Source organism: Antarctobacter aquimaris, assembly GCF_900184945.1.
Taxonomy (GTDB): domain Bacteria; phylum Pseudomonadota; class Alphaproteobacteria; order Rhodobacterales; family Rhodobacteraceae; genus Maliponia; species Maliponia aquimaris.
In genome coordinates, this window is the sequence record NZ_FXYF01000014.1 from 72,606 (window position 1) to 91,485 (window position 18,880).

At 64.4% G+C, this 18,880-nt stretch carries 22 protein-coding genes and 1 pseudogene; 15 read left to right on the top strand and 8 right to left on the bottom strand.

The window, feature by feature from the left end; all coding sequences use genetic code 11:
• Positions 1–104: 104 nt before the first annotated feature.
• The gene (locus MAA8898_RS20320) at positions 105–362 is read left to right on the top strand and encodes a DUF6522 family protein (RefSeq protein WP_094022863.1); all 258 of its coding nucleotides are present in this window, start codon (positions 105–107) and stop codon (positions 360–362) included.
• Between the two features lie 118 nt (positions 363–480).
• On the opposite strand, the gene MAA8898_RS20325 is transcribed toward MAA8898_RS20320, so the two are convergent.
• From MAA8898_RS20325 to MAA8898_RS20350, 6 genes are all read right to left on the bottom strand, one after another.
• Positions 481–1,761: a hemolysin family protein gene (locus MAA8898_RS20325; protein WP_094022864.1), complete on the bottom strand. Its 1,281-nt coding sequence runs from the start codon at positions 1,759–1,761 to the stop codon at positions 481–483.
• A 238-nt stretch (positions 1,762–1,999) separates the two neighbouring features.
• A complete protein-coding gene (locus tag MAA8898_RS20330; RefSeq protein WP_217900524.1) occupies positions 2,000–2,443 on the bottom strand; it encodes a gamma-glutamyltransferase in 444 nt (147 codons plus the stop codon).
• A 381-nt stretch (positions 2,444–2,824) separates the two neighbouring features.
• On the bottom strand, positions 2,825–3,187 hold the full coding sequence (locus MAA8898_RS20335; RefSeq protein WP_094022865.1) for a phasin family protein: 363 nt from the start codon (positions 3,185–3,187) through the stop codon (positions 2,825–2,827).
• An 88-nt stretch (positions 3,188–3,275) separates the two neighbouring features.
• The gene (locus MAA8898_RS20340) at positions 3,276–3,671 is read right to left on the bottom strand and encodes a cupin domain-containing protein (protein WP_094022866.1); all 396 of its coding nucleotides are present in this window, start codon (positions 3,669–3,671) and stop codon (positions 3,276–3,278) included.
• Positions 3,672–3,795: 124 nt separating this feature from the next.
• Complete coding sequence (locus tag MAA8898_RS20345; protein ID WP_094022867.1) at positions 3,796–4,227, bottom strand: hypothetical protein; 432 nt, start codon at positions 4,225–4,227, stop codon at positions 3,796–3,798.
• Positions 4,228–4,235: 8 nt separating this feature from the next.
• Positions 4,236–4,586 (bottom strand): hypothetical protein, encoded by a 351-nt coding sequence (locus MAA8898_RS20350; RefSeq protein ID WP_094022868.1) that lies wholly within the window; start codon positions 4,584–4,586, stop codon positions 4,236–4,238.
• A 207-nt stretch (positions 4,587–4,793) separates the two neighbouring features.
• Here MAA8898_RS20350 and MAA8898_RS20355 point away from each other — a divergent pair, with 207 nt between their 5' ends.
• Positions 4,794–6,377: a bifunctional aminoglycoside phosphotransferase/ATP-binding protein gene (locus MAA8898_RS20355; RefSeq protein WP_094022869.1), complete on the top strand. Its 1,584-nt coding sequence runs from the start codon at positions 4,794–4,796 to the stop codon at positions 6,375–6,377.
• 216 nt (positions 6,378–6,593) lie between these two features.
• Positions 6,594–8,444, top strand: a pseudogene (gene ftsH / locus MAA8898_RS20360) (ATP-dependent zinc metalloprotease FtsH).
• Positions 8,445–8,496: 52 nt separating this feature from the next.
• Here the strand turns inward: ftsH and MAA8898_RS20365 are convergent.
• Both MAA8898_RS20365 and MAA8898_RS20370 read right to left on the bottom strand, forming a co-directional pair.
• A complete protein-coding gene (locus MAA8898_RS20365) occupies positions 8,497–8,784 on the bottom strand; it encodes a sll1863 family stress response protein (protein WP_094022870.1) in 288 nt (95 codons plus the stop codon).
• A 24-nt stretch (positions 8,785–8,808) separates the two neighbouring features.
• Positions 8,809–9,240, bottom strand: coding sequence for a hypothetical protein (locus MAA8898_RS20370; protein ID WP_094022871.1), 432 nt, complete (start codon positions 9,238–9,240; stop codon positions 8,809–8,811).
• 229 nt (positions 9,241–9,469) lie between these two features.
• On the opposite strand from MAA8898_RS20370, the gene MAA8898_RS20375 reads away from it, so the two are divergent.
• Genes MAA8898_RS20375 through MAA8898_RS20430 form a run of 12 tightly spaced genes read left to right on the top strand, consistent with a single transcriptional unit; the run spans position 9,470 to position 18,880 of the window.
• Positions 9,470–10,918, top strand: coding sequence for a YfcC family protein (locus MAA8898_RS20375; RefSeq protein WP_094022872.1), 1,449 nt, complete (start codon positions 9,470–9,472; stop codon positions 10,916–10,918).
• A gap of 12 nt (positions 10,919–10,930) precedes the next feature.
• The gene (locus MAA8898_RS20380) at positions 10,931–12,160 is read left to right on the top strand and encodes an arginine deiminase (protein WP_094022873.1); all 1,230 of its coding nucleotides are present in this window, start codon (positions 10,931–10,933) and stop codon (positions 12,158–12,160) included.
• A 12-nt stretch (positions 12,161–12,172) separates the two neighbouring features.
• The gene (gene argF, locus MAA8898_RS20385) at positions 12,173–13,174 is read left to right on the top strand and encodes an ornithine carbamoyltransferase (RefSeq protein WP_094022874.1); all 1,002 of its coding nucleotides are present in this window, start codon (positions 12,173–12,175) and stop codon (positions 13,172–13,174) included.
• A gap of 3 nt (positions 13,175–13,177) precedes the next feature.
• On the top strand, positions 13,178–14,104 hold the full coding sequence (gene arcC, locus MAA8898_RS20390) for a carbamate kinase (protein ID WP_094022875.1): 927 nt from the start codon (positions 13,178–13,180) through the stop codon (positions 14,102–14,104).
• 4 nt (positions 14,105–14,108) lie between these two features.
• Positions 14,109–14,672: an HdeD family acid-resistance protein gene (locus MAA8898_RS20395; protein WP_217900521.1), complete on the top strand. Its 564-nt coding sequence runs from the start codon at positions 14,109–14,111 to the stop codon at positions 14,670–14,672.
• 48 nt (positions 14,673–14,720) lie between these two features.
• Positions 14,721–15,491 carry an SDR family NAD(P)-dependent oxidoreductase gene (locus MAA8898_RS20400; protein WP_094022876.1) on the top strand — a complete coding sequence of 257 codons (771 nt, stop codon included), beginning with the start codon at positions 14,721–14,723 and terminating at the stop codon, positions 15,489–15,491.
• A 25-nt stretch (positions 15,492–15,516) separates the two neighbouring features.
• Positions 15,517–16,911, top strand: a complete 1,395-nt coding sequence (atpD, locus tag MAA8898_RS20405) for a F0F1 ATP synthase subunit beta (RefSeq protein WP_094022877.1) — start codon at positions 15,517–15,519, stop codon at positions 16,909–16,911.
• The gene (locus MAA8898_RS20410) at positions 16,908–17,318 is read left to right on the top strand and encodes an ATPase (protein WP_094022878.1); all 411 of its coding nucleotides are present in this window, start codon (positions 16,908–16,910) and stop codon (positions 17,316–17,318) included. Before atpD ends, MAA8898_RS20410 begins: the two co-directional genes overlap by 4 nt.
• Positions 17,315–17,602, top strand: coding sequence for an AtpZ/AtpI family protein (locus MAA8898_RS20415; protein WP_094022879.1), 288 nt, complete (start codon positions 17,315–17,317; stop codon positions 17,600–17,602). Before MAA8898_RS20410 ends, MAA8898_RS20415 begins: the two co-directional genes overlap by 4 nt.
• On the top strand, positions 17,599–17,901 hold the full coding sequence (locus tag MAA8898_RS20420) for an ATP synthase subunit I (protein WP_217900522.1): 303 nt from the start codon (positions 17,599–17,601) through the stop codon (positions 17,899–17,901). The genes MAA8898_RS20415 and MAA8898_RS20420 overlap by 4 nt, the downstream gene beginning before the upstream one ends.
• Positions 17,892–18,593 carry a F0F1 ATP synthase subunit A gene (locus MAA8898_RS20425; protein ID WP_094022880.1) on the top strand — a complete coding sequence of 234 codons (702 nt, stop codon included), beginning with the start codon at positions 17,892–17,894 and terminating at the stop codon, positions 18,591–18,593. Before MAA8898_RS20420 ends, MAA8898_RS20425 begins: the two co-directional genes overlap by 10 nt.
• Positions 18,590–18,880: a F0F1 ATP synthase subunit C gene (locus tag MAA8898_RS20430; protein WP_094022881.1), complete on the top strand. Its 291-nt coding sequence runs from the start codon at positions 18,590–18,592 to the stop codon at positions 18,878–18,880. The genes MAA8898_RS20425 and MAA8898_RS20430 overlap by 4 nt, the downstream gene beginning before the upstream one ends.

The window sequence follows — 18,880 nt, forward strand, 5'->3', positions numbered from 1 at the left end:
GGCAACCCGATCGGCCTGTCCCGCGGAAACGGTCCACGAAACAGGGCTGGTCGCGGCTGAAACCCGTCTTTTCGATGTAACCGGGGCTTGTGGAGTGAACACCGATGATCAGGATCATGCTTTCAAATGACCGGACAGACGTCGACCTGGATCGGCTTGCAGAGGCATTCGCCACAAGCCGCAACGAATTCGAGGACTGCATGCGTGTGGGCACAGTCACATATTGGTTCGAGTTGGGCGCCGGCAACCGCGCCACGCCGCGCCTGATCGTTCACTCGGCCAAGTCCGGAGTTCGTGTCACACTCGACAGTGTCGGGAACATCATCTCACGACGTAACGAGGATACGGAAAGCCGACCTTAGCCCGATCTTGCCTGATCGCTTCATGTTCCTGCCCTCCAGGCATTCGCCATGCGAAACAATGAGCTTGGAAATGCGGCCGGTAGGGTCCTTCACTCCCCGCAAAGGCGAACCTGATCCTTCACTCTGCGTCGGAAATGCGGCTCACCAGCACCTTGTCGATCCGTAGGCCATCCATGTCCACGACCTCCATTCGCCAATCGTTCATGGTGACGCTCTGGCCTGTTCTCGGCAGTTCCCCCATCTGGTGAAACACGAAACCTGCGACGGTGTCGAACCCCTCATCATCCGGCATTGCAAGACCAAGGTGTTCGGCGAGCTCGACCGTCGGCATCCCGCCCTCCACCAGGAAAGACCCGTCGTTGCGCCTCACGAGTTTTGGTTGGTCGTCTTCGGTCTCATCGAATCCGCCGGCAATCGCGCTCAGGACATCCATCGGTGTGATGATGCCTTCGAAATGTCCATACTCGTCGTGGACAATCAGGAACTTGCCGGGCGAAGCGCGGAGCCGGTCGACCACGGCAAGGGCAGGCAGAGTGTCGGGCACCAGCGGCGCAGGACGCACGAGCGCCAGCGGGTCAAAGGTCGCGGTCGTTGCCACCAGCAGATCCCGGCCACGCAGAACGCCGACAATATCATCCTCTCCCCCGTCCCGCAGCGGCAGTATGGAGTGGCCCGAGGAGGCAAAGCGGGCGAGAATCTGCATCCGCGTCTCGTCCGCCCTGACAACCTCGACCTTGTGGCGCGGGGTCATCAGGCTGCGCGCGCGGCGATCGGAAAAGCGCATCACACCGCCGATGAGATCCTTTTCCGCCCTGTGGATGACCCCCGCCCCTGCCGCCTCCGACAACAACATGTGGATGTCCTCGTCGCTGACCGACGCATCGCGCCGGCCCGACTGACCGATGAGCCGCAGCACCAACTTGCCCGAACGGTCCAACAGCCACACGACCGGCGCCGCGAGGCGTGACAACGCCTGCATCGCAGGTGCCACGCGCACGGCAACGCGTTCCGGCGCCGAAAGCGCGATCTGCTTGGGGACAAGTTCGCCGATGACCAGCGTCAGATAGGTGATCCCCATCACGACGATGCCCACGCCGGCTTCATAGGCAATCACACCGGGCACGCCGAGACCCGGCAGGACGGCCGCCAGCCGCCCACCGATCGTAGCGCCTGAAAAGGCACCGGCACCGACTCCGACCAGGGTGATCCCGATCTGGATCGTCGCCAGGAATTTGCCGGGATCCTCTGCCAGAGAAATCGCGGCGCGCGCGCCCCGGCTGCCGTTCCTGGCCAGCGCTTCAAGGCGGCCGGGTCGTGCCGAAACGATTGCCAGCTCCGAAAGCGCCAGCACTCCGTTCAGGCAGATCAGAAACAGCACCAGCGCGATTTCAAAAAACATGGGACATGATCCCTATGACACCGGTTCTCTCTTCCCTCACGATCGGCTGGATCACAATGCGCTCCTTCCTGGGCCCGCCGCAAAGCGTGTGTACGGCGGGGTTGGCGACATACTGGAACGGCTCCAGAACCCGATCAACACCGGAGGCAAACCGCCCTTCAGCGTCGCGCCGGATGTGCGAAGCAACTGCGCCCCCGTTCATGAAACCCGGAGGCAACCTGGGCGCTGCGGATCCTGGTCAAAAGCCAAGCGCCGCGCCATCGCCACCCGGATCGGCCCCACCTATCATGAAACCGGTTTCTCGGATGATCCGGATTGCCTGTGCGTGGCCGACGATACCGCTCCAACCCGCCAGCATCTGCACCGGCTGGCCTCTCAGGGTGAGTTCACGCGCGACCTGATCCGGAATTCCCGATTCAAGCCACAGATCGCGCGAGTCCATTTCCCAAGTGCGACCGATGAGCCAACGCGGTGCTTCGATCGCCTGCAGAACGTCATAGCCGAAATCGGCCATGCCGGTGACCATCGCCGCCTGTGTTTGCGGCTGGCCTGCACCGCCCATTGGTCCACAGGCCATGACCGGTTTCCCGTCCTTCGCCATCATGACGGGAATGATCGTGCGGAATGTCCGCTTTCCGGGGTCAAGCCGGTTGGGATGATTGTCATCGAGCGGTAGAACGATCCACGGTTGTGCAGGCGCACCTTGGCACGGCGATACCGTCGGGGGGCGGTTTCATCTTCAGAGCCTCCGAAACGGCAAAAGGGCAACCGCTGCGACGGTGAACATGCCCACCATGCCGGCCTGCGGCGCAGTCCAACGACGTGGAACCATCAGCACGAGGATCGGCAGCAGCGCGAAAGGCGATTGCAGGAAACCAACGGAAACCTGGACAGTTTCCGGCCGTTCAAATCTCCGGCTCTGTCATCCGCAGATGTCGCCGTTTGCCTGTGGCACTCCGGGCCTGCCTCTGCGGTTCAATTGTCCCAGAGGGTATCCGCGGCAGGGCACCCTCAGCGGGGCAAGCATGAACCCGAACCGGCCCCCGGGGCAGCAACGTGTCCGCTACAGAGGCACATCATCATAGCTGCGCTTGGTCACCGGCAGGAGGGCGTCCAGCACGGTCTTCGGCGCGGCCATCATCTCGGCGATCAGGGCAGCCTCGGCGCGATAATCCGCAAGCGCCTTTTCGTAGAACTCGGTCTGTACTTTCAGAACCTCCCCGGGCCCGGTACACGCCATCATCGCCATTTGGGCTTCGACAGCCTGCTGCCAGCGAGACAGCGAGAACCGCAGCACCTCGGCGCCCGTTTCGGTCCACGCCTTCAGCGCCGTGCCGCTCATCGCGTCGAGCGTCATCATGCCATGAGGGGCCGAAGCTGCGGCCTCGGTTGCAGAGCTCGCGGTTCTCATTGACGGCTTGGTCATCTCGGTTCCTTTCGGTCATTTTGGGGCGGATGGGTCTGTCGTGAGGGTGCCAGGCGCAGCGCAGGACAGAGCGCTGCTGGCCGCAGGCTCACTCGGTCGTGCCGCCGTCGAAATGGTCATGCGACGCACCTGCATCGGCCTTTGTCCTGTGGACGATGCCGTCCAGATGCTCAGGGGGCCCGTAGATCGTGTAAAGCCGCAGCGGTTCTTGCCCGGTGTTGATCACATTGTGCCTGGCCCCGGCGGGAACGATGATCGCATCATCCGCTTTGACCTTCGTGGAAACGCCGTCGATCTGAACTTCACCTGCACCGGCTTCGATGCGGAAGAACTGGTCGTGCGTGTCATGCACTTCGGCGCCGATATCCTCGCCCGGCTGCAATGCCATGAGCACGAGTTGCAGTTTCTGCCCGGTATAGAGAACCCGCCGGAAATCGTTGTTGTCTTCGGTCAGCTTCTCGATGTCATCGACAAAACCCTTCATGATGGATGCTCCTTTGTGTTTTCTTGCGCACGCGTTGACGCAGGCTAGACCGGCGCCCCGATCCGCACCTTAACCTGTGTCAACGCCGGGCCGGATGGACCGCGAAACCTGCGGTGAATTCTGCCTAGGGATCGTCTTCTGCCTGCAGGGCGCCGACGATCATCGCGCCCAACACAAGGCCCGAAACCACGACCACTGCGCCGGATCGCTGGCGCAGCAAGGCCGGCAGTGCGGCAAGCAGCGCCGCCTGGCCCTTGCTGCGGGTCTCGGCCTGGCGGCGTGCGGCGCGTGCCTGTTGCAGCCGGGACCGCCGCTGCAACACGACCAGCAGGACAAGCGCCACGACAAGGTTCAGCAGGGCTACAGAGAAGATCGCCGCCGCCATGCCCCACGGCGGGGCAAGCACGGCAACCAGCCCTGCGATGCAGGCCACCCAGGCGGTCAGGCCGAGCAGCACGACACCCCCGAGGATTGCCGCATTGCCGGCCACGTCGCGCAGCCGCTCGCGAATGCCCGCAGTCAGCGGGGCCGGGATACCGTCGGTCCGCTTTGGCATGGCCGGGCTCAGTCTCGGTTCCGCTGGATCAGCATGGTCAACACCATGCCGATCCCCATCGCCCCGAGAAACCACTGCAGCGGGTGCTCGCGGACACTGGACTCCATGCCCTTCTCAAGGCGCGAAACCTGCTTGCGGAGTTTCTTGACGGCGCGGCGCGACTCGGCCAGCACCTCGTCGGACCATTCGGCGGCGAGATCTTGCGCGTCGTCTGCGCGGGCCTTGCCAAATCCGGCAAGGGATTTGGTCAGCGCCGCCAGATCGGACCGGATCTCGGCCAATTCGGAGCGGATTTGCCTTTCGTAGTCGCCAGGTTCGGGATCACCAGTCGATCTGGTCTGTGCTTCAGCCGTGGCCATGCTCGCTCTCCTTCTGTCGGTTTTCCGGGCCGCAGCGAGCCGGGTGCTGCCGTCTCGCCCGCCATCGCAATCCAGCAGGTGTCGGGGCAGTCAGCATTAACCGCCGTCAATGCCGCCGCGGTCGATCCGCCCTAGGCTGAACGCCGATCAGCGTGGCGCACCCGGCACCAGTCCCGGAGGGTTTGCGCGATATTGCAAGGTGTTTGGATGGGCGAGCAATCCCAGGCGGAAGTCATCGCGTTCCTGTCGGAAAGGTCGAACCTCCCCGGTCATGCGCCTGTCGAGGTCATTCGCACCCACGCAGCGGTCGTGTTCCTGAGCGGCAAGGACGCCTACAAGATCAAGCGCGACGTGCGCTATGACTATCTCGATTTCTCGACCCTGCAAAAGCGCCACGACATGCTGTTGCGCGAGCTGGAACTGAATGTCCCCATGGCGCCGGCGATCTACCGCGATGTCATTGCCGTGACGCGGGACAGCGCGGGCGACCTGCATCTGGGGGGCTCGGGCGAGGTTGTGGAATGGGTGCTGCGGATGCACCGTTTCGATGCCGAGGATGAACTGGAACAGATCGCCGCACGGGGCGCGCTGGATGATCCGATGGCAATGCTGCTGGGTCGGGGCGTCGCCGAATATCATGCGACAAACACACCCCGGTCGGACATCGCCGGTTCGGATCTGATCAATGCGATTCTGGACGAGCTGAATACCGTCTTTGCGACCATCGCTGCCGATCTGGGCGCGCATCGGGTTGCGCGGTTTCGGGCGGCCTCTGACCGCGTCTTTCGCACTGTCCAAACGACACTGGACACACGCGGCCAGTCCGGCCACGTGCGTCGTTGCCACGGCGATCTGCACCTGCGCAACATCGTGCTGGTGGATGGCGTGCCCACGCCATTCGACGCGCTGGAGTTCGACGAAACTCTCGGCACTTGCGACGTGCTGTACGATCTGGCGTTCCTGTTGATGGATCTGTGCCACATGGGGCTGAAGCGGGCGGCAAACATCGTCCTCAACAGCTATCTGCATCATGCCCGCAGCATGGATCACCACGCCGCCCTGTCGCTGCTGCCGCTGTTTCTGAGCATTCGCGCCGCGATCCGGGCAATGGTTGTGGCGCAGACGGCAAGCTTCAACCCGGATGATGACACGTTGACAGATGAGGCGCGCAGCTATCTGTCGAGCGCCCTGGCCTATCTTGGCCCCGAGCCCGCGCAGCTGATCGCCATCGGCGGTTTGTCTGGCACCGGCAAGACGGTGCTGGCGACCTCGCTTGCGCATCACATCGGGGCCGCACCGGGGGCGGTGCACCTGCGCAGTGATCTCGAGCGCAAGGCGCTTTTTGACGTCTCCCCCCAAACCCGCCTGCCCGCATCGGCCTATCAACCGCAGGTCAGCGCGCGGGTCCATGCGATCCTGCTCGAAAAGGCGCGGCTTGTCCTGTCGGGCGGACATTCCGTCATCCTCGATGCCACCTGGATGGATGAGGATGCCCGCGCCATGCTTCCCGCCCTCGCCGGGAAGTTTGGCGCGCGTTTCACCGGTGTCTGGCTGACCGCTGAACTGGGGGGGCTTGAGTCACGGGTCAGCACGCGGCGCGGAGATGCGTCCGACGCCGATGTCGCCGTCGTACGGGGTCAAGCCGCAAGGATCACCGCGCCGATATCCTGGCCGCGGATCGATGCCTCGGGCAGTCCGGAGGATACATTCCTGAAGGTGCAGACATTGCTGTTCGGGCCGGAGCGACAGGACCCTCCTGGCCAGGAAAGCCGAGGTCCCCGCCATGCATAGCGCCGCCCACGACAAGCCGGTGGTTTCGGCGGCCATCTCGCGGTTTTGGAAATCCTCGTCCCGAAATCCCGGCGGCAGCGCACACGATGCACGATCCGGCGGTCGGGCCCACCGTTGCCGGATGGCAACGCATTGTCATGGCTGCCGTCAATCGAAACGGACCTTGCCGAGCCAAGGACAAGGCAAAGCATCTGCCGAACAGACAGGAGATCACCCATGAACCGCAAGAACCAGATCAACCTGTGGTATATCTTGCTGGCCGTGATGGGCGTCGTTTTCATCCGCGATCTCTGGATCCAGAGCCAGACGATCGAGGCGATCCCCTACAGCCAGTTCGAGGCATATCTGGATCAGGGGGCGATCAAGGAAGTCGTCATCGGCAGCACGAAGATCAGCGGCACCTTCGCCATCGCGCAGGATGGCAAGACCGGGTTTGTCACGACGCCGGTGACGCCGGAACTGGCCAGCCGGCTGAGCGAGACCGGCGTGACCTACTCCGGTGCGGTCGAGAACACATGGTTTTCCACGCTTCTGTCCTGGGTCCTGCCAGCGCTTTTCTTCGTAGGCATCTGGATGTTCGCGCTGCGCCGGATGGGCGGCGGCCAGGGTGCGGGCGGGCTCATGTCGATCGGCAAGAGCAAGGCCAGGGTCTATGTCGAAAGCGACACCAAGGTCACCTTTGCCGATGTCGCCGGCGTGGACGAGGCCAAGGCCGAGTTGCAGGAGGTGATAGATTTCCTGAAGAACCCCAGGGAATATGGCAGCCTGGGCGCGCGGATGCCGAAGGGGATCCTGCTGGTCGGCCCGCCGGGCACCGGCAAGACCCTGCTGGCGCGCGCCGTGGCCGGCGAGGCGGGCGTGCCGTTCTACTCGATCTCGGGGTCCGAGTTTGTCGAGATGTTCGTCGGCGTCGGCGCGGCGCGCGTGCGCGACCTGTTCGAGCAGGCACGGCAGGCGGCCCCGGCGATCATATTCATCGACTAACTGGATGCGCTAGGCCGGGCGCGCGGGGCAGGCACGATCCAGGGCGGCAACGACGAGCGCGAACAAACGCTGAACCAGCTTCTGTCCGAGCTGGACGGATTCGACCCCAGCGTCGGCGTGGTTCTGCTGTCGGCGACCAACCGTCCGGAAATCCTCGATCCGGCGCTGCTGCGCGCCGGTCGGTTCGACCGCCAGGTGCTGGTGGATCGCCCCGACCGTGCCGGGCGGGTGCAAATCCTGAAGGTGCACATGAAGAAGATCGTTCTGGCACCCGATATCGGGCTGGACGACATCGCCGCGCTGACCACCGGGTTCAGCGGCGCCGATCTGGCCAATCTGGTGAACGAGGCCGCCCTGCTGGCGACACGGCGGCGCGGCAAGGTCGTGACCATGGATGATTTCACCCATGCGGTCGAACGCATCGTCGCCGGGCTGGAAAAGCGCAACCGCCTGATCAACCCGCGCGAACGCGAGATCGTGGCCTATCACGAGATGGGACATGCGCTGGTCTCGATGGCATTGCCCGGGGTGGATACGGTGCACAAGGTGTCGATCATTCCGCGCGGCATCGGCGCGCTTGGCTATACGATCCAGCGCCCGACCGAGGACCGGTTCCTGATGACCGAGGCCGAGTTGCGCGACAAGATCGCGGTGCTGATGGGCGGGCGTGCGGCGGAAGAGCTGGTGTTCGGCCATCTGTCCACCGGGGCGGCCGACGATCTGGCCCGCGCCACCGATATCGCCCGCTCGATGGTGGCGCGCTACGGCATGGATGCCGACCTGGGCAATGTCAGCTACGAGACCGACAGGGGCACCTTCCTGGGCGGCAGCACGCCTGGATACTTCGAGCGCAGCTACAGCGAGGCGACAGCCGAGGCACTGGACCGGGCCGTGCGCGAGGTGCTGCGCGGCGTTTCAGCGCGGGCAATGGAGATCCTGACCGATAACCGCGCCATTCTGGAACGCGCCGCCAACCGTCTGCTGGAAGTGGAAACGCTGGACGAAGCCGCGTTGCAGGACCTCACCAGGGACCTGCGTCCCCATGCGCCGAAACGAGAAAAGGTCGCCAGCCCCGAGCGATGATCCCTGCAAGATCCGTGTCGCTCATGGATCCCCCAAGAACGGGGGCGCGCAATCAGGAGAAGCGTTTCCAGGCGCGCTTCATGGCGTCGCCCATCTCTTCCCACGCCGTTTCAACGCCTGACCTCATGTCCTTCCAGGCCTCGCCCCGGGCATGCTGGAATTCCTTCAGCCGGGTCTCGGCTGTCTTCTGGTGCGCGCGCAGTTCGTCGATCTCGTCCATGTATGTCAGCCGGGCATCGGCCTGAGCCTTTTCGGCCTTCGCGCGCAGCTTGGCTATCTCGGCTTTCCATGCGTCGAGTTGGGCTTGCAGCTTGTCCTGATAGGCTTGCTTGCGGTCCATTCCGTTTACTCCGGTCATTGGATGTCAGGCCGGTTCCGACGCGCCGGATTTCGCCACCTGTTTCATGGTGTCGGGATTTTCCTGCTTGGCCCGCGTCTCGGTGGCGACAAGGGCATTTGCACAGCGGTTCAGCATCTCGGAGCAGTCTTTTGCATCGGCCGCGAGGCGTTCCATCGAATGGGTCTGCCAATCGACCATCTCTTTCAACGCATTTGCGGGATCGACACTGCCCTGCATGGCGATACGCCTGCCGGCGTCGATCATGGTCTGTGCCGCTTCCTGCCTGCGCTGGAGCCAGGCGGTCGAGAATTTTCCGACCTCATCAAGGATGCGTACCTGCGCGTGAAGGACATGCTTCATCTGCGGCGCAAGAAAAACCGGGTTCGCGGTAAAGAGAACCTGTGCGGCATTCAGGGCGGTGTCTTCGGCGGCGGTCATGCTTTCGTGGCGTGTCATCTTGCTGTCCTTTCGACTGAAATCCGCAACGCGTTCTCAAGATGATCCGTCATGGCGGACGCCGCATTAACAGGCGTCAATACCGGGTGCCGCCGTGACGCGGACAGCGGTGATCCTCTTGACGGGCGCGCGACGGGCCGCTTTCGGCGCAGTTAACGACGGTTAATGCGCCGCCGGCATGCGCGGTTAGACACATGGCCAGTCATCCTCATTGCCAAAGAGGCCAGCCATGAACGACGAAGCACGCGCCGCGTCCGATCCCGCGCTAGACCTGTCGTCGCGGTTTCCCACGGCCTATACGATCTTGTTCCTGCTCATCGTGCTGGTCGCGGCGCTGACCTGGATCATCCCGGCCGGGCAATACGACCGGGTGATGAACGAAGAGGTCGGGCGCGAGATTGCCGTTGCCGGGACCTACACGAAAGTGGATCCGAATCCGCAGGGCTTTCTCGATGTCATGCTGGCCCCGACCGCCGGGTTCTATGACCCCGACAGCTATGCCGCCAATGCCATCGACGTGGCGCTGTTCGTGCTGTTCCTGGGCGGGTTTCTGGGCGTCGTGAACGCCACCGGGTCCATCGATACCGGCATCCGGTCGGCCATGACCCGGATGAAGGGCCGCGAGATCTGGATGATCCCGATCATGATGACCCTCTTTGCGCTTGGCGGCACCACCTATGGCATGGCCGAGGAAACCCTGGCCTTCTATGCGATCCTGATCCCGGTGATGATTGCGGCCGGCTATGACGCGGTGACCGGCGTTGCGATCATCCTGATCGGCGCGGGCATCGGTGTGCTGGGCTCGACGATCAACCCCTTTGCCACCGTCATCGCCGCCAATGCTTCGGGGATTCCGTTCACCGATGGCATCTGGCTGCGGCTGGTGATCCTGCTGGGCGGGCTGGTGATCTGCGCGGCCTATGTCATGCGCTATGCGCAGCGGGTAAAGGACGATCCGGCGCGGTCCGTCGTTGCCCGGCAGGCGCAGGCGCACAAAAAGCTGTTCCTGCAGGCCGCAGGCACCGCCGCGCAGTCGTCAACGCTGACCAAGACGCAAGGCGTGATCCTGCTGATCTTTGCCGCCTCCTTCGCGGTGATGATCTGGGGTGTCGCCAGTCAGGGCTGGTGGATGGCGCAGATGGGCGCGCTGTTTCTGGGGGCGGCCATTGTCATCGGTCTGGTCGGACGGCTGGGCGAGAAAAAGCTGACCGGCAGTTTTGTCGATGGCGCCCGCGATCTCTTGGGCGTCGCGCTGGTGGTCGGCCTTGCCCGGGGCATCGTTGTCATCATGGAGCAGGGCCTGATCGCCGACACCATCCTGCACAGCGCCGAGCAATCGCTGGGCGGGCTGGGCGACCTGGCCTTCATCAACCTGATGTTCTGGATCGAGATCGGGATGAGCTTCTTCGTGCCGTCGTCGTCGGGTCTTGCCGTGCTGTCGATGCCGATTCTTGCCCCGCTGGCCGATTTCGCGGGTGTGGGCCGCGACCTGGTGGTGACGGCCTATCAATCGGCCAATGGCCTCGTGAACCTGATCAACCCGACCTTTGCGGTGGTGATCGGCGGGCTGGCGATCGGGCGGGTGTCCTATGACCGCTGGATCGTCTTCATCTGGCCGCTGATGTTGATCCTCTTGGTGTTCATCTCGGCCGCGCTCAGCATCGCCGCGCTTGTGTGAAGGGGAAGACCCATGTCCGACCATGAACTCGGCGTCCATTCCGAAACCGGCAAGCTGCGGCAGGTCATCATCTGCCGTCCCGGATTGGCGCATCGCCGCCTGACGCCGGACAATCGCCACGAGTTGCTGTTTGACGATGTGTTCTGGGTCAAGCAGGCGCAGAAGGATCACGATGCCTTTGCCGGCGCGATGCGCGGCGAAGGGGTCGAGGTGCTGGAAACCGGCGCGATGCTGGCCGAGGTTCTGGACATCGCGGCGGCGCGCAAATGGGTGCTGGATGCGCGGATTGCGGCCATTCATGTCGGCGTCGGCATGCGGCGCGAGCTGCGCGACTGGATGGATGAGCTCCCGGGCGCGGAATTGTCGGAATACCTGATCGGCGGGCTGACGGTCAGCGACCTGCCGTTCGACGCGGGCAGCATGTTCGGCGCCTATCTGGGCCATCACGGGTTCATCCTGCCGCCCTTGCCGAACTTTCTGTTCACCCGCGACAACTCGGCCTGGATCCATGGCGGGGTCACGCTGAACCCGATGTACTGGCAGGCGCGGCGGCCCGAGACGCTGCTGACCGCGGCGATCTACAAGTTCCATCCGAAGTTCGCGGGCAAGGTCGAGGTGATCTGGGGCGACCCCTTTGCCAACTACGGGCTGGCGACGCTGGAGGGCGGCGACGTGATGCCGGTCGGCAATGGTCTGGTGCTGATCGGCATGGGCGAGCGGACATCGCCGCAGGGCGTCGGCCTGTTGGCCGAGGCGCTGTTCAACGAGGGCCGCGCCAACCGGGTCATCGCCTGCGAGATGCCCAAATCCCGCGCCGCCATGCATCTGGACACCGTGTTCACCTTTTGCGGCGGCGACGTGGTGACCAGCTTCAAAGAGGTCGCCGACGAGATGACCTGCTATGACCTGCACCCCGCCGAAGGGGCCAAGCCATTGGACATGCGCCACGACAGGCGGCCGATGTTCGATGTCGTGGCGGACGCGATGGGCTTCAAGCGCCTGAACGTGGTGCCCACCGGCGGCTCGGACCCGTTCGAACAGGCGCGCGAACAGTGGAACGATGGCAACAACGTGCTGGCGCTGCGCCCCGGTCTGGTCATGGGATACGACCGCAACGACGACACCAACGCCGCCCTGCGGGCGATGGGGATCGAGGTGATCGAGATGCCGGGCGCCGAACTGGGCCGGGGTCGCGGCGGCAGCCGCTGCATGTCCTGCCCCACCATCCGCGACGCATTGTGAGGAGAGAGCCAGATGGCCTTTAACCTGAAGAACCGCCACTTCCTGACCCTGCGCGATTTCACCCCGACGGAAATCGGCTTTTTGCTGAAGCTTTCGGCGGATCTCAAGGCCGCGAAATATGCCGGGACCGAGGTGCCGCTGCTGCGCGGCAAGGAGATCGCGCTGATCTTTGAAAAGGACAGCACCCGCACCCGCGTGGGATTCGAGGTGGCGGCGCATGACCAGGGCGCGACCGTCACCTATCTGGGGCCATCAGGCACCCATATCGGCCACAAGGAAACCGTCAAGGACACCGCCCGCGTGCTGGGCCGCGTCTATGACGCCATCGAGTATCGCGGCTTTGGCCAAAAGATCGTGCAGGAGCTGGCCGACTGGGCCGGCGTGCCGGTCTATAACGGGCTGACGGATGAATTTCACCCGACCCAGATCCTCGCCGATTTCCTGACCATGCAGGAACACTCCGAGAAACCGCTGCGCGAGGTTGCCTATTGTTTCATGGGCGATGCGGCCAACAACATGGGCTTCAGCCTGCTGCTGGGTGGCGCCAAGATGGGCATGGACGTGCGGCTGTGCGCGCCCCGGTCCCTTTGGCCGAACCAGGCCATTCAGGACGAAGCTGCCGTGACCGCCAGGGAAACCGGCGCGCGGATCATGCTGACCGAAGATGTGGCCAAGGCCGTCAGCGGTGTCGATTTCATCTATACCGACGTCTGGGTGTCGATGGGCGAGCCAAAGGAGAAATGGGCCGAGCGGATCAAGCTCTTGCTGCCCTATCAGGTCAATGCCGACGTGATGGCCAGAACCGGCAATCCGCGCGTGAAGTTCATGCATTGCCTGCCGGCCTTCCGCAACACCGATACAACCGTCGGCAAGGACATCCACGACCAGTTCGGCATCGACGCGATGGAAGTGACCGACGAGGTGTTCGAAAGCCCCGCCTCGATCGTCTTCGATCAGGCGGAAAACCGGATGCACACGATCAAGGCGGTTCTTGTCGCCACATTGGGAGGTTGAGCCATGCTTGTCGTCGCTGCAATCGGGGGCAATGCCCTGCTCCAACGCGGTCAGGCTCTGACCGCTGAAAACCAGCGCGTCAACGTGACCGTTGCCGCACATGCGCTGGCCAGGATCGTGCAGGCCGGGCACCAGTTGGTGATCACCCATGGCAACGGGCCGCAGATCGGCCTGCTGGCGCTGGAAGGGGCGGCCTACGATCCGACGCAGATCTATCCTCTGGACGTTCTGGGGGCCAAGACCGACGGCATGATCGGCTACATCATCGAGCAGGAGCTGGAAAACGCCCTGGATCACGAAAGGGCGGTCGCCACCTTGCTGACCCAGATCGTGGTCGATGCCGAGGATCCGGCGTTCCAGAACCCGACCAAGTTCATCGGCCCGGTCTATGACCGTGAAGAGGCCGAGACGCTTGCGCGCGCGGCGGGCTGGTCCATCGCGCAGGACGGCGACAAGTGGCGCCGCGTGGTGCCTTCGCCCGCGCCGCAGGAAATCCCCGATATCCGGGTCATCAAGCTGTTGCTGGATCAGGACGTGATCGTGATCTGCGGCGGCGGTGGCGGCATTCCGGTGCTGCGGCGGCCTGACGGCAGCCTGATCGGCATCGAAGCGGTGATCGACAAGGACGCGGCCAGCGGCCTGTTGGCCAGAGAACTGGGCGCGGACGCGCTTCTCCTGCTTACGGATGTGGATGCGGTCTATCGCGACTTCGGCACCGAAAATCAGACACGCATCGCCAGCCTGACACCGGACGAGGCGTTTGCGCTTGATCTGCCTGCGGGCTCCATGGGGCCAAAGATGCTCGCCGCGGCAATGTTCGCCGCATACGGCGGCCTCGCGGGCATCGGCCGGCTGGATCAGGCCACCGACATTCTGGACGGGCACGCGGGAACCCTCGTGAACCCGATCGCGCAAGACGCGGAAGGATAGGGAAATGAACGAAATGCTGGAGTATCTGCAACGCAGCTGGTGGATCTTCCTGTTGCGCGGCGTGGCTGCCATCGTGTTCGGCATCATGGCCATTGCCTGGCCTGCGCTGACGCTTGCGGTTCTGGTCATGCTGTTTGGCGCCTATGTGCTGGTTGACGGTGTCTTTGGATTGATCGACGCCATCCGCCTTCGGGGCCGACTGATCCGGGTCTGGCCCCTGGTGCTGGATGCCGTTCTGGGAATTGCCGTCGGCCTGCTGACGTTGCTCTGGCCCGGCGCCACCGCGCTGGTGTTGCTGATGTTCATCGCCGCATGGGTCGTGGTCGGCGGCCTGCTGCGGATCGTGCTCGCGTATCAGATCCGCCACGAAATCAAGGGCGAATGGATCCTGATCATGGGCGGTGTCCTGTCGATCCTGTTCGGCGGCCTTCTGGTCGCGCTGCCGCAGGCGGGGCTGGTCACGCTGGTGTGGTTGATCGGGTTCTATGCGGTGGCGTTCGGGGTCTTGTTCGTGCTGCTGGCCTTGCGGCTGCGCAAGCTGCGCAAGCTGGGCGAAAACCTCGCGTGATGCTTCCGTCCGCCGCCCCCGATTACTCCATTCAGAAAGGTGAAACCGATGAAACGTCTGCAAGACAAGATTGCCCTGATAACCGGCGGTGCCGCGGGCATCGGCCTTGAAACCGCCCGGCGGTTCCTGAGCGAGGGCGCGCGCGTGGCGCTCGTTGATCTGAAGGACGACGATCTGGCCGCTGCCGCCCGGGAACTGGGCGCGGGCGAGGCGGTGCTGTGCGTGGCCGCAGACGTGTCCTCGGACGTGGATTCGGCGCGCTATGTCAAGGAAACGCTCGACTGGGGCGGCCGGATCGACGTGTTCTTCAACAATGCCGGGATCGAGGGCAAGGTCGCGCCGCTGATCGAACAGAAGATCGAGGATTTCGACCGCGTGATGGCGGTGAACGTGCGCGGCGCGTTCCTGGGGCTGCAACATGTCCTGCGCGTGATGATCGGACAGAAATCGGGCAGCATCATCAACATGTCCTCGATCGCCGGGTTGCAGGGCAGCCCGAACGTCGCCCCCTACATCACCTCGAAACACGCGGTTGTCGGCCTGACCCGGGCTGCGGCGATCGAGGCGGGGCCAAGCAATGTGCGGGTCAATTCGGTCCACCCATCGCCGATCAACACCCGCATGATGCGCGCGCTGGAGGAGGGGTTCAGCCCGGGGCATGGCGAGGCGGTGAAAGCGCAGCTTGCCGCGTCGATCCCGCTTGGCAGGTATGGCGAAAGCACCGATGTCGCGGCGCTGGTCCTGTTTCTGGCCTCCGACGAGGCGGCGTTCATCACCGGCGCGCAGTATCCCGTCGATGGCGGCCTGGCGGCAGGCTAGGCACCGCGTGAAGGAGGCCCGACAGATGACCGCAGACGCAGATGGCACCACCATCACCGCCAAGGGAACGGTTGTCGCCATCCGCGGCGGTGTCGTGGACGCGGCGTTTCCGGCCAGTGCCCCGCGCATCCATACGCTGGTGCACGCAGGCGGCATCGCCCTCGAGGTGGCGTCGCTGGTGGGCGATGGCGTGGTGCGCTGCATCGCCCTTGGCCCGGTGCGGGGGTTGGGCCTGGGCGCGCCTGTCACATCGACTGGCGCGGCGCTTTCCGTCCCGGTGGGCGAGGCGGTTCTGGGCCGGATGCTGAACGTCTTTGGCGCGCCCCTTGACGGCTTGCCGCCGCCCCGGACGGCCATGCGCCGTGGCATCCACCAGCCGCCGCCACCGCTGTCGGACCGCGTGCTGCGGGCGGAGGTGCTTGAAACCGGAATCAAGGCAATCGACCTTTTGTCGCCCATCGAGCGCGGCGGCAAGACCGGCCTGTTCGGCGGCGCCGGTGTCGGCAAGACGGTGCTGCTGAGCGAGCTGATCCACAACACGGTCGAGCATCACCACGGCGTGAGCCTGTTCTGCGGCATCGGCGAACGCTCGCGCGAGGCCGAAGAGCTGTGGCGCGAGATGGGCGAGGCGGGCGTGCGCGACAAGATGGTCATGGTGTTCGGCCAGATGAACGAGGCCCCCGGCGTGCGGTTCCTGGTCGGCAAATCGGCGCTGACGATGGCCGAATACTTCCGCGATGAGCGGGGTCAGGACGTTCTGCTGTTGATCGACAACATCTTTCGATTCGTGCAGGCGGGGTCCGAGGTGTCCGGCCTGCTGGGGCGGATGCCGTCACGCGTGGGATATCAGCCGACGCTGGCGACGGAACTGGCCGCGCTGGAAGAGCGCATCGCCTCGACACGCAAGGGGTCGATTACCTCGATCCAGGCCGTCTATGTGCCTGCCGACGATTTCACCGATCCGGCGGCCGCGCATATCTTTTCGCATCTGTCGGCCTCGGTCGTCCTGTCGCGCAAGCGCGCCAGCGAAGGGCTTTACCCGGCTGTCGATCCGCTGGCTTCGGCGTCCGTCATGCTGACGCCCGGGGTTGTCGGGCAACGCCACTACGACATTGCCCGCGCCGTCCGCCGCACCCTGGCGGAGTACGAGGAGTTGCGCGACATCATCGCCATGCTGGGGATCGAGGAACTGTCGGCCCATGATCGTGCCGTCGTCGCGCGGGCCCGCAGGCTGGAGCGGTTTCTGACCCAGCCCTTTTTCACCGTCGGCGCGGCGGCGGGAACGACGGGCAAGCTGGTGCCGATTTCCGAGACGCTGGACGGATGCGCGGCGATCCTGTCCCAGACCAGCTTCGAGCACCCCGAAAGCGCCTATTACATGATCGGTGCCCTGTCCGATCTGAAGGAGGATGCGGCATGAGCATAGCCACCGAGATGCATGTCTATCTGCGATTGCCGTCGAAAGTGCTGTTCGACGGGCCCGCAACCCGGCTGCGGGGCGAGGCGGCGGATGGCGGCTTTTGCCTCTTGCCCAACCATGTCGATTTCGTCACGGCCCTGGTGCCCTCGGTCCTGCTGATCACCGAAGCGGGCGGGCGCGAACGGGTTTTCGGCATCGACGAGGGGCTTCTGGTCAAGAAGGGCCACAAGGTCGAGGTGGCCATCCGGCGCGGCGTGGAAAGCGACGGTCTCGATGCCCTGCGCGAAACCGTCGGAAGCAGTTTTGCCGGCCTCGAAGACGAAGAGCGCGTCGCCCGCGCCGCGCTGTCGCGCCTGGAGGCCGACATGGTGCGCCGGTTCGCGACACTGAGGGAGCCCCACCGATGACGGAAGAAGACGACAGGTCCGCCGATGACATCGGCCGACGCGCCCGGCGCATGAAGGAGGCGCGCGACAATCCCGGGCCAAGCCCGCTGCGCGGCATCGGCACGTTCGGAATGATCGGCTGGTCGGTCACGGTGCCGACGGTGGGCGGCGCATTTTTGGGGATGTGGCTGGATCGCGTGGCGCCGCAGGATTTTTCATGGACCATCGCGCTGCTTCTGGGCGGGGTCGTGCTGGGCGCATTCATCGCCTGGGGCTGGATCGGCAAGGAAGGAGGCGGGAAATGATTGCCGTTGACTGGATGGGCCTCGGGTTCGGCGCTCTGGCGGGCGCGGTTGCGAGCGGGCTGTTCTTTGCGGGCCTGGCCTGGGGCATGCGGCTGGCCTTGCGTTCGGCCCGCCCGACGCAAGTATTGCTGATCAGCGGCGCGCTGCGGATCGCGGCACTTCTGGGTGCCGGCTGGCTGGTGGCGGAGTTGGGGGCGTGGGAACTGGCGGGCTTTGCGCTGGCCTTCCTGCCGATCCGCTTTGCGGCCCTGAGCATCGCGCGCCGCCCCGCACCCCGGAAGGCCGAACCATGCAGCTGACCCCGGACGACAGCGTCCTTTTCGTGATCCTTGGCATCCCGATCAATGCCACGATCTTCAACACATGGGTCATCATGGCCCTTTTGGCAGGCCTGTCGGCCCTGATCACCCGCAATCTGCGCGCCGACGTGCCGCCCAACCGATGGCGCACCGCGCTTGAGGTGATCGTCAACGGGATTGCCGGGCAGATATCCGAGATCACCGGGCGGCACGATCCGCGCATTCTCTATTTCACCGGCACCCTGTTCCTGTTCATCGTCACCGCCAACCTTCTGACGGTCGTGCCCGGCTTTGATACGCCCACGGCCTCGCTTTCCACGACGGCGGCGCTGGCGTTGTCGGTTCTGATCGCGGTGCCGCTGTTCGGGATCGGCAGCCGGGGGCTGGGCGGCTATCTGAAAACCTATGTTCAGCCCTCGTTCATCATGCTGCCCTTCAACATCATCAGCGAGTTTTCGCGCGGCATATCGCTGGCCATCCGCCTTTACGGCAACATCATGAGCGGCGCGGTGATCGCGGCGATCCTGCTGGGCGTGGCGCCGTTCTTCTTTCCCGTGGTGATGGACATGCTGGGTCTGCTGACCGGCATCATCCAGGCCTACATCTTCGCCATCCTCGCCACCGTCTACATCTCGACCGCGACGGCCCCGCCGCCCGCGGACGGGGCTGAAACCGCAAAGGACACTCCATGACAGATCTCGCGATAATTGCCGCCATCTCGATCTTCACGGCCGGGCTCACCGTGGCTTTCGGTTCGCTCGGGCCGGCTCTGGGCGAAGGGCGGGCCGCGTCAACCGCGCTGAACGCCATCGCCCAGCAGCCCGACGCGGCGCCAACCCTGTCGCGCACCTTGTTCGTCAGCCTTGCGATGATCGAATCCACCGCGATCTACTGTTTCGTCGTCGCGATGATCCTGATCTTTGCCAACCCGTTCTGGGACGCAGCCCTGGAGGCTGCGGCGCAAGGGGCCGGGGGCTGA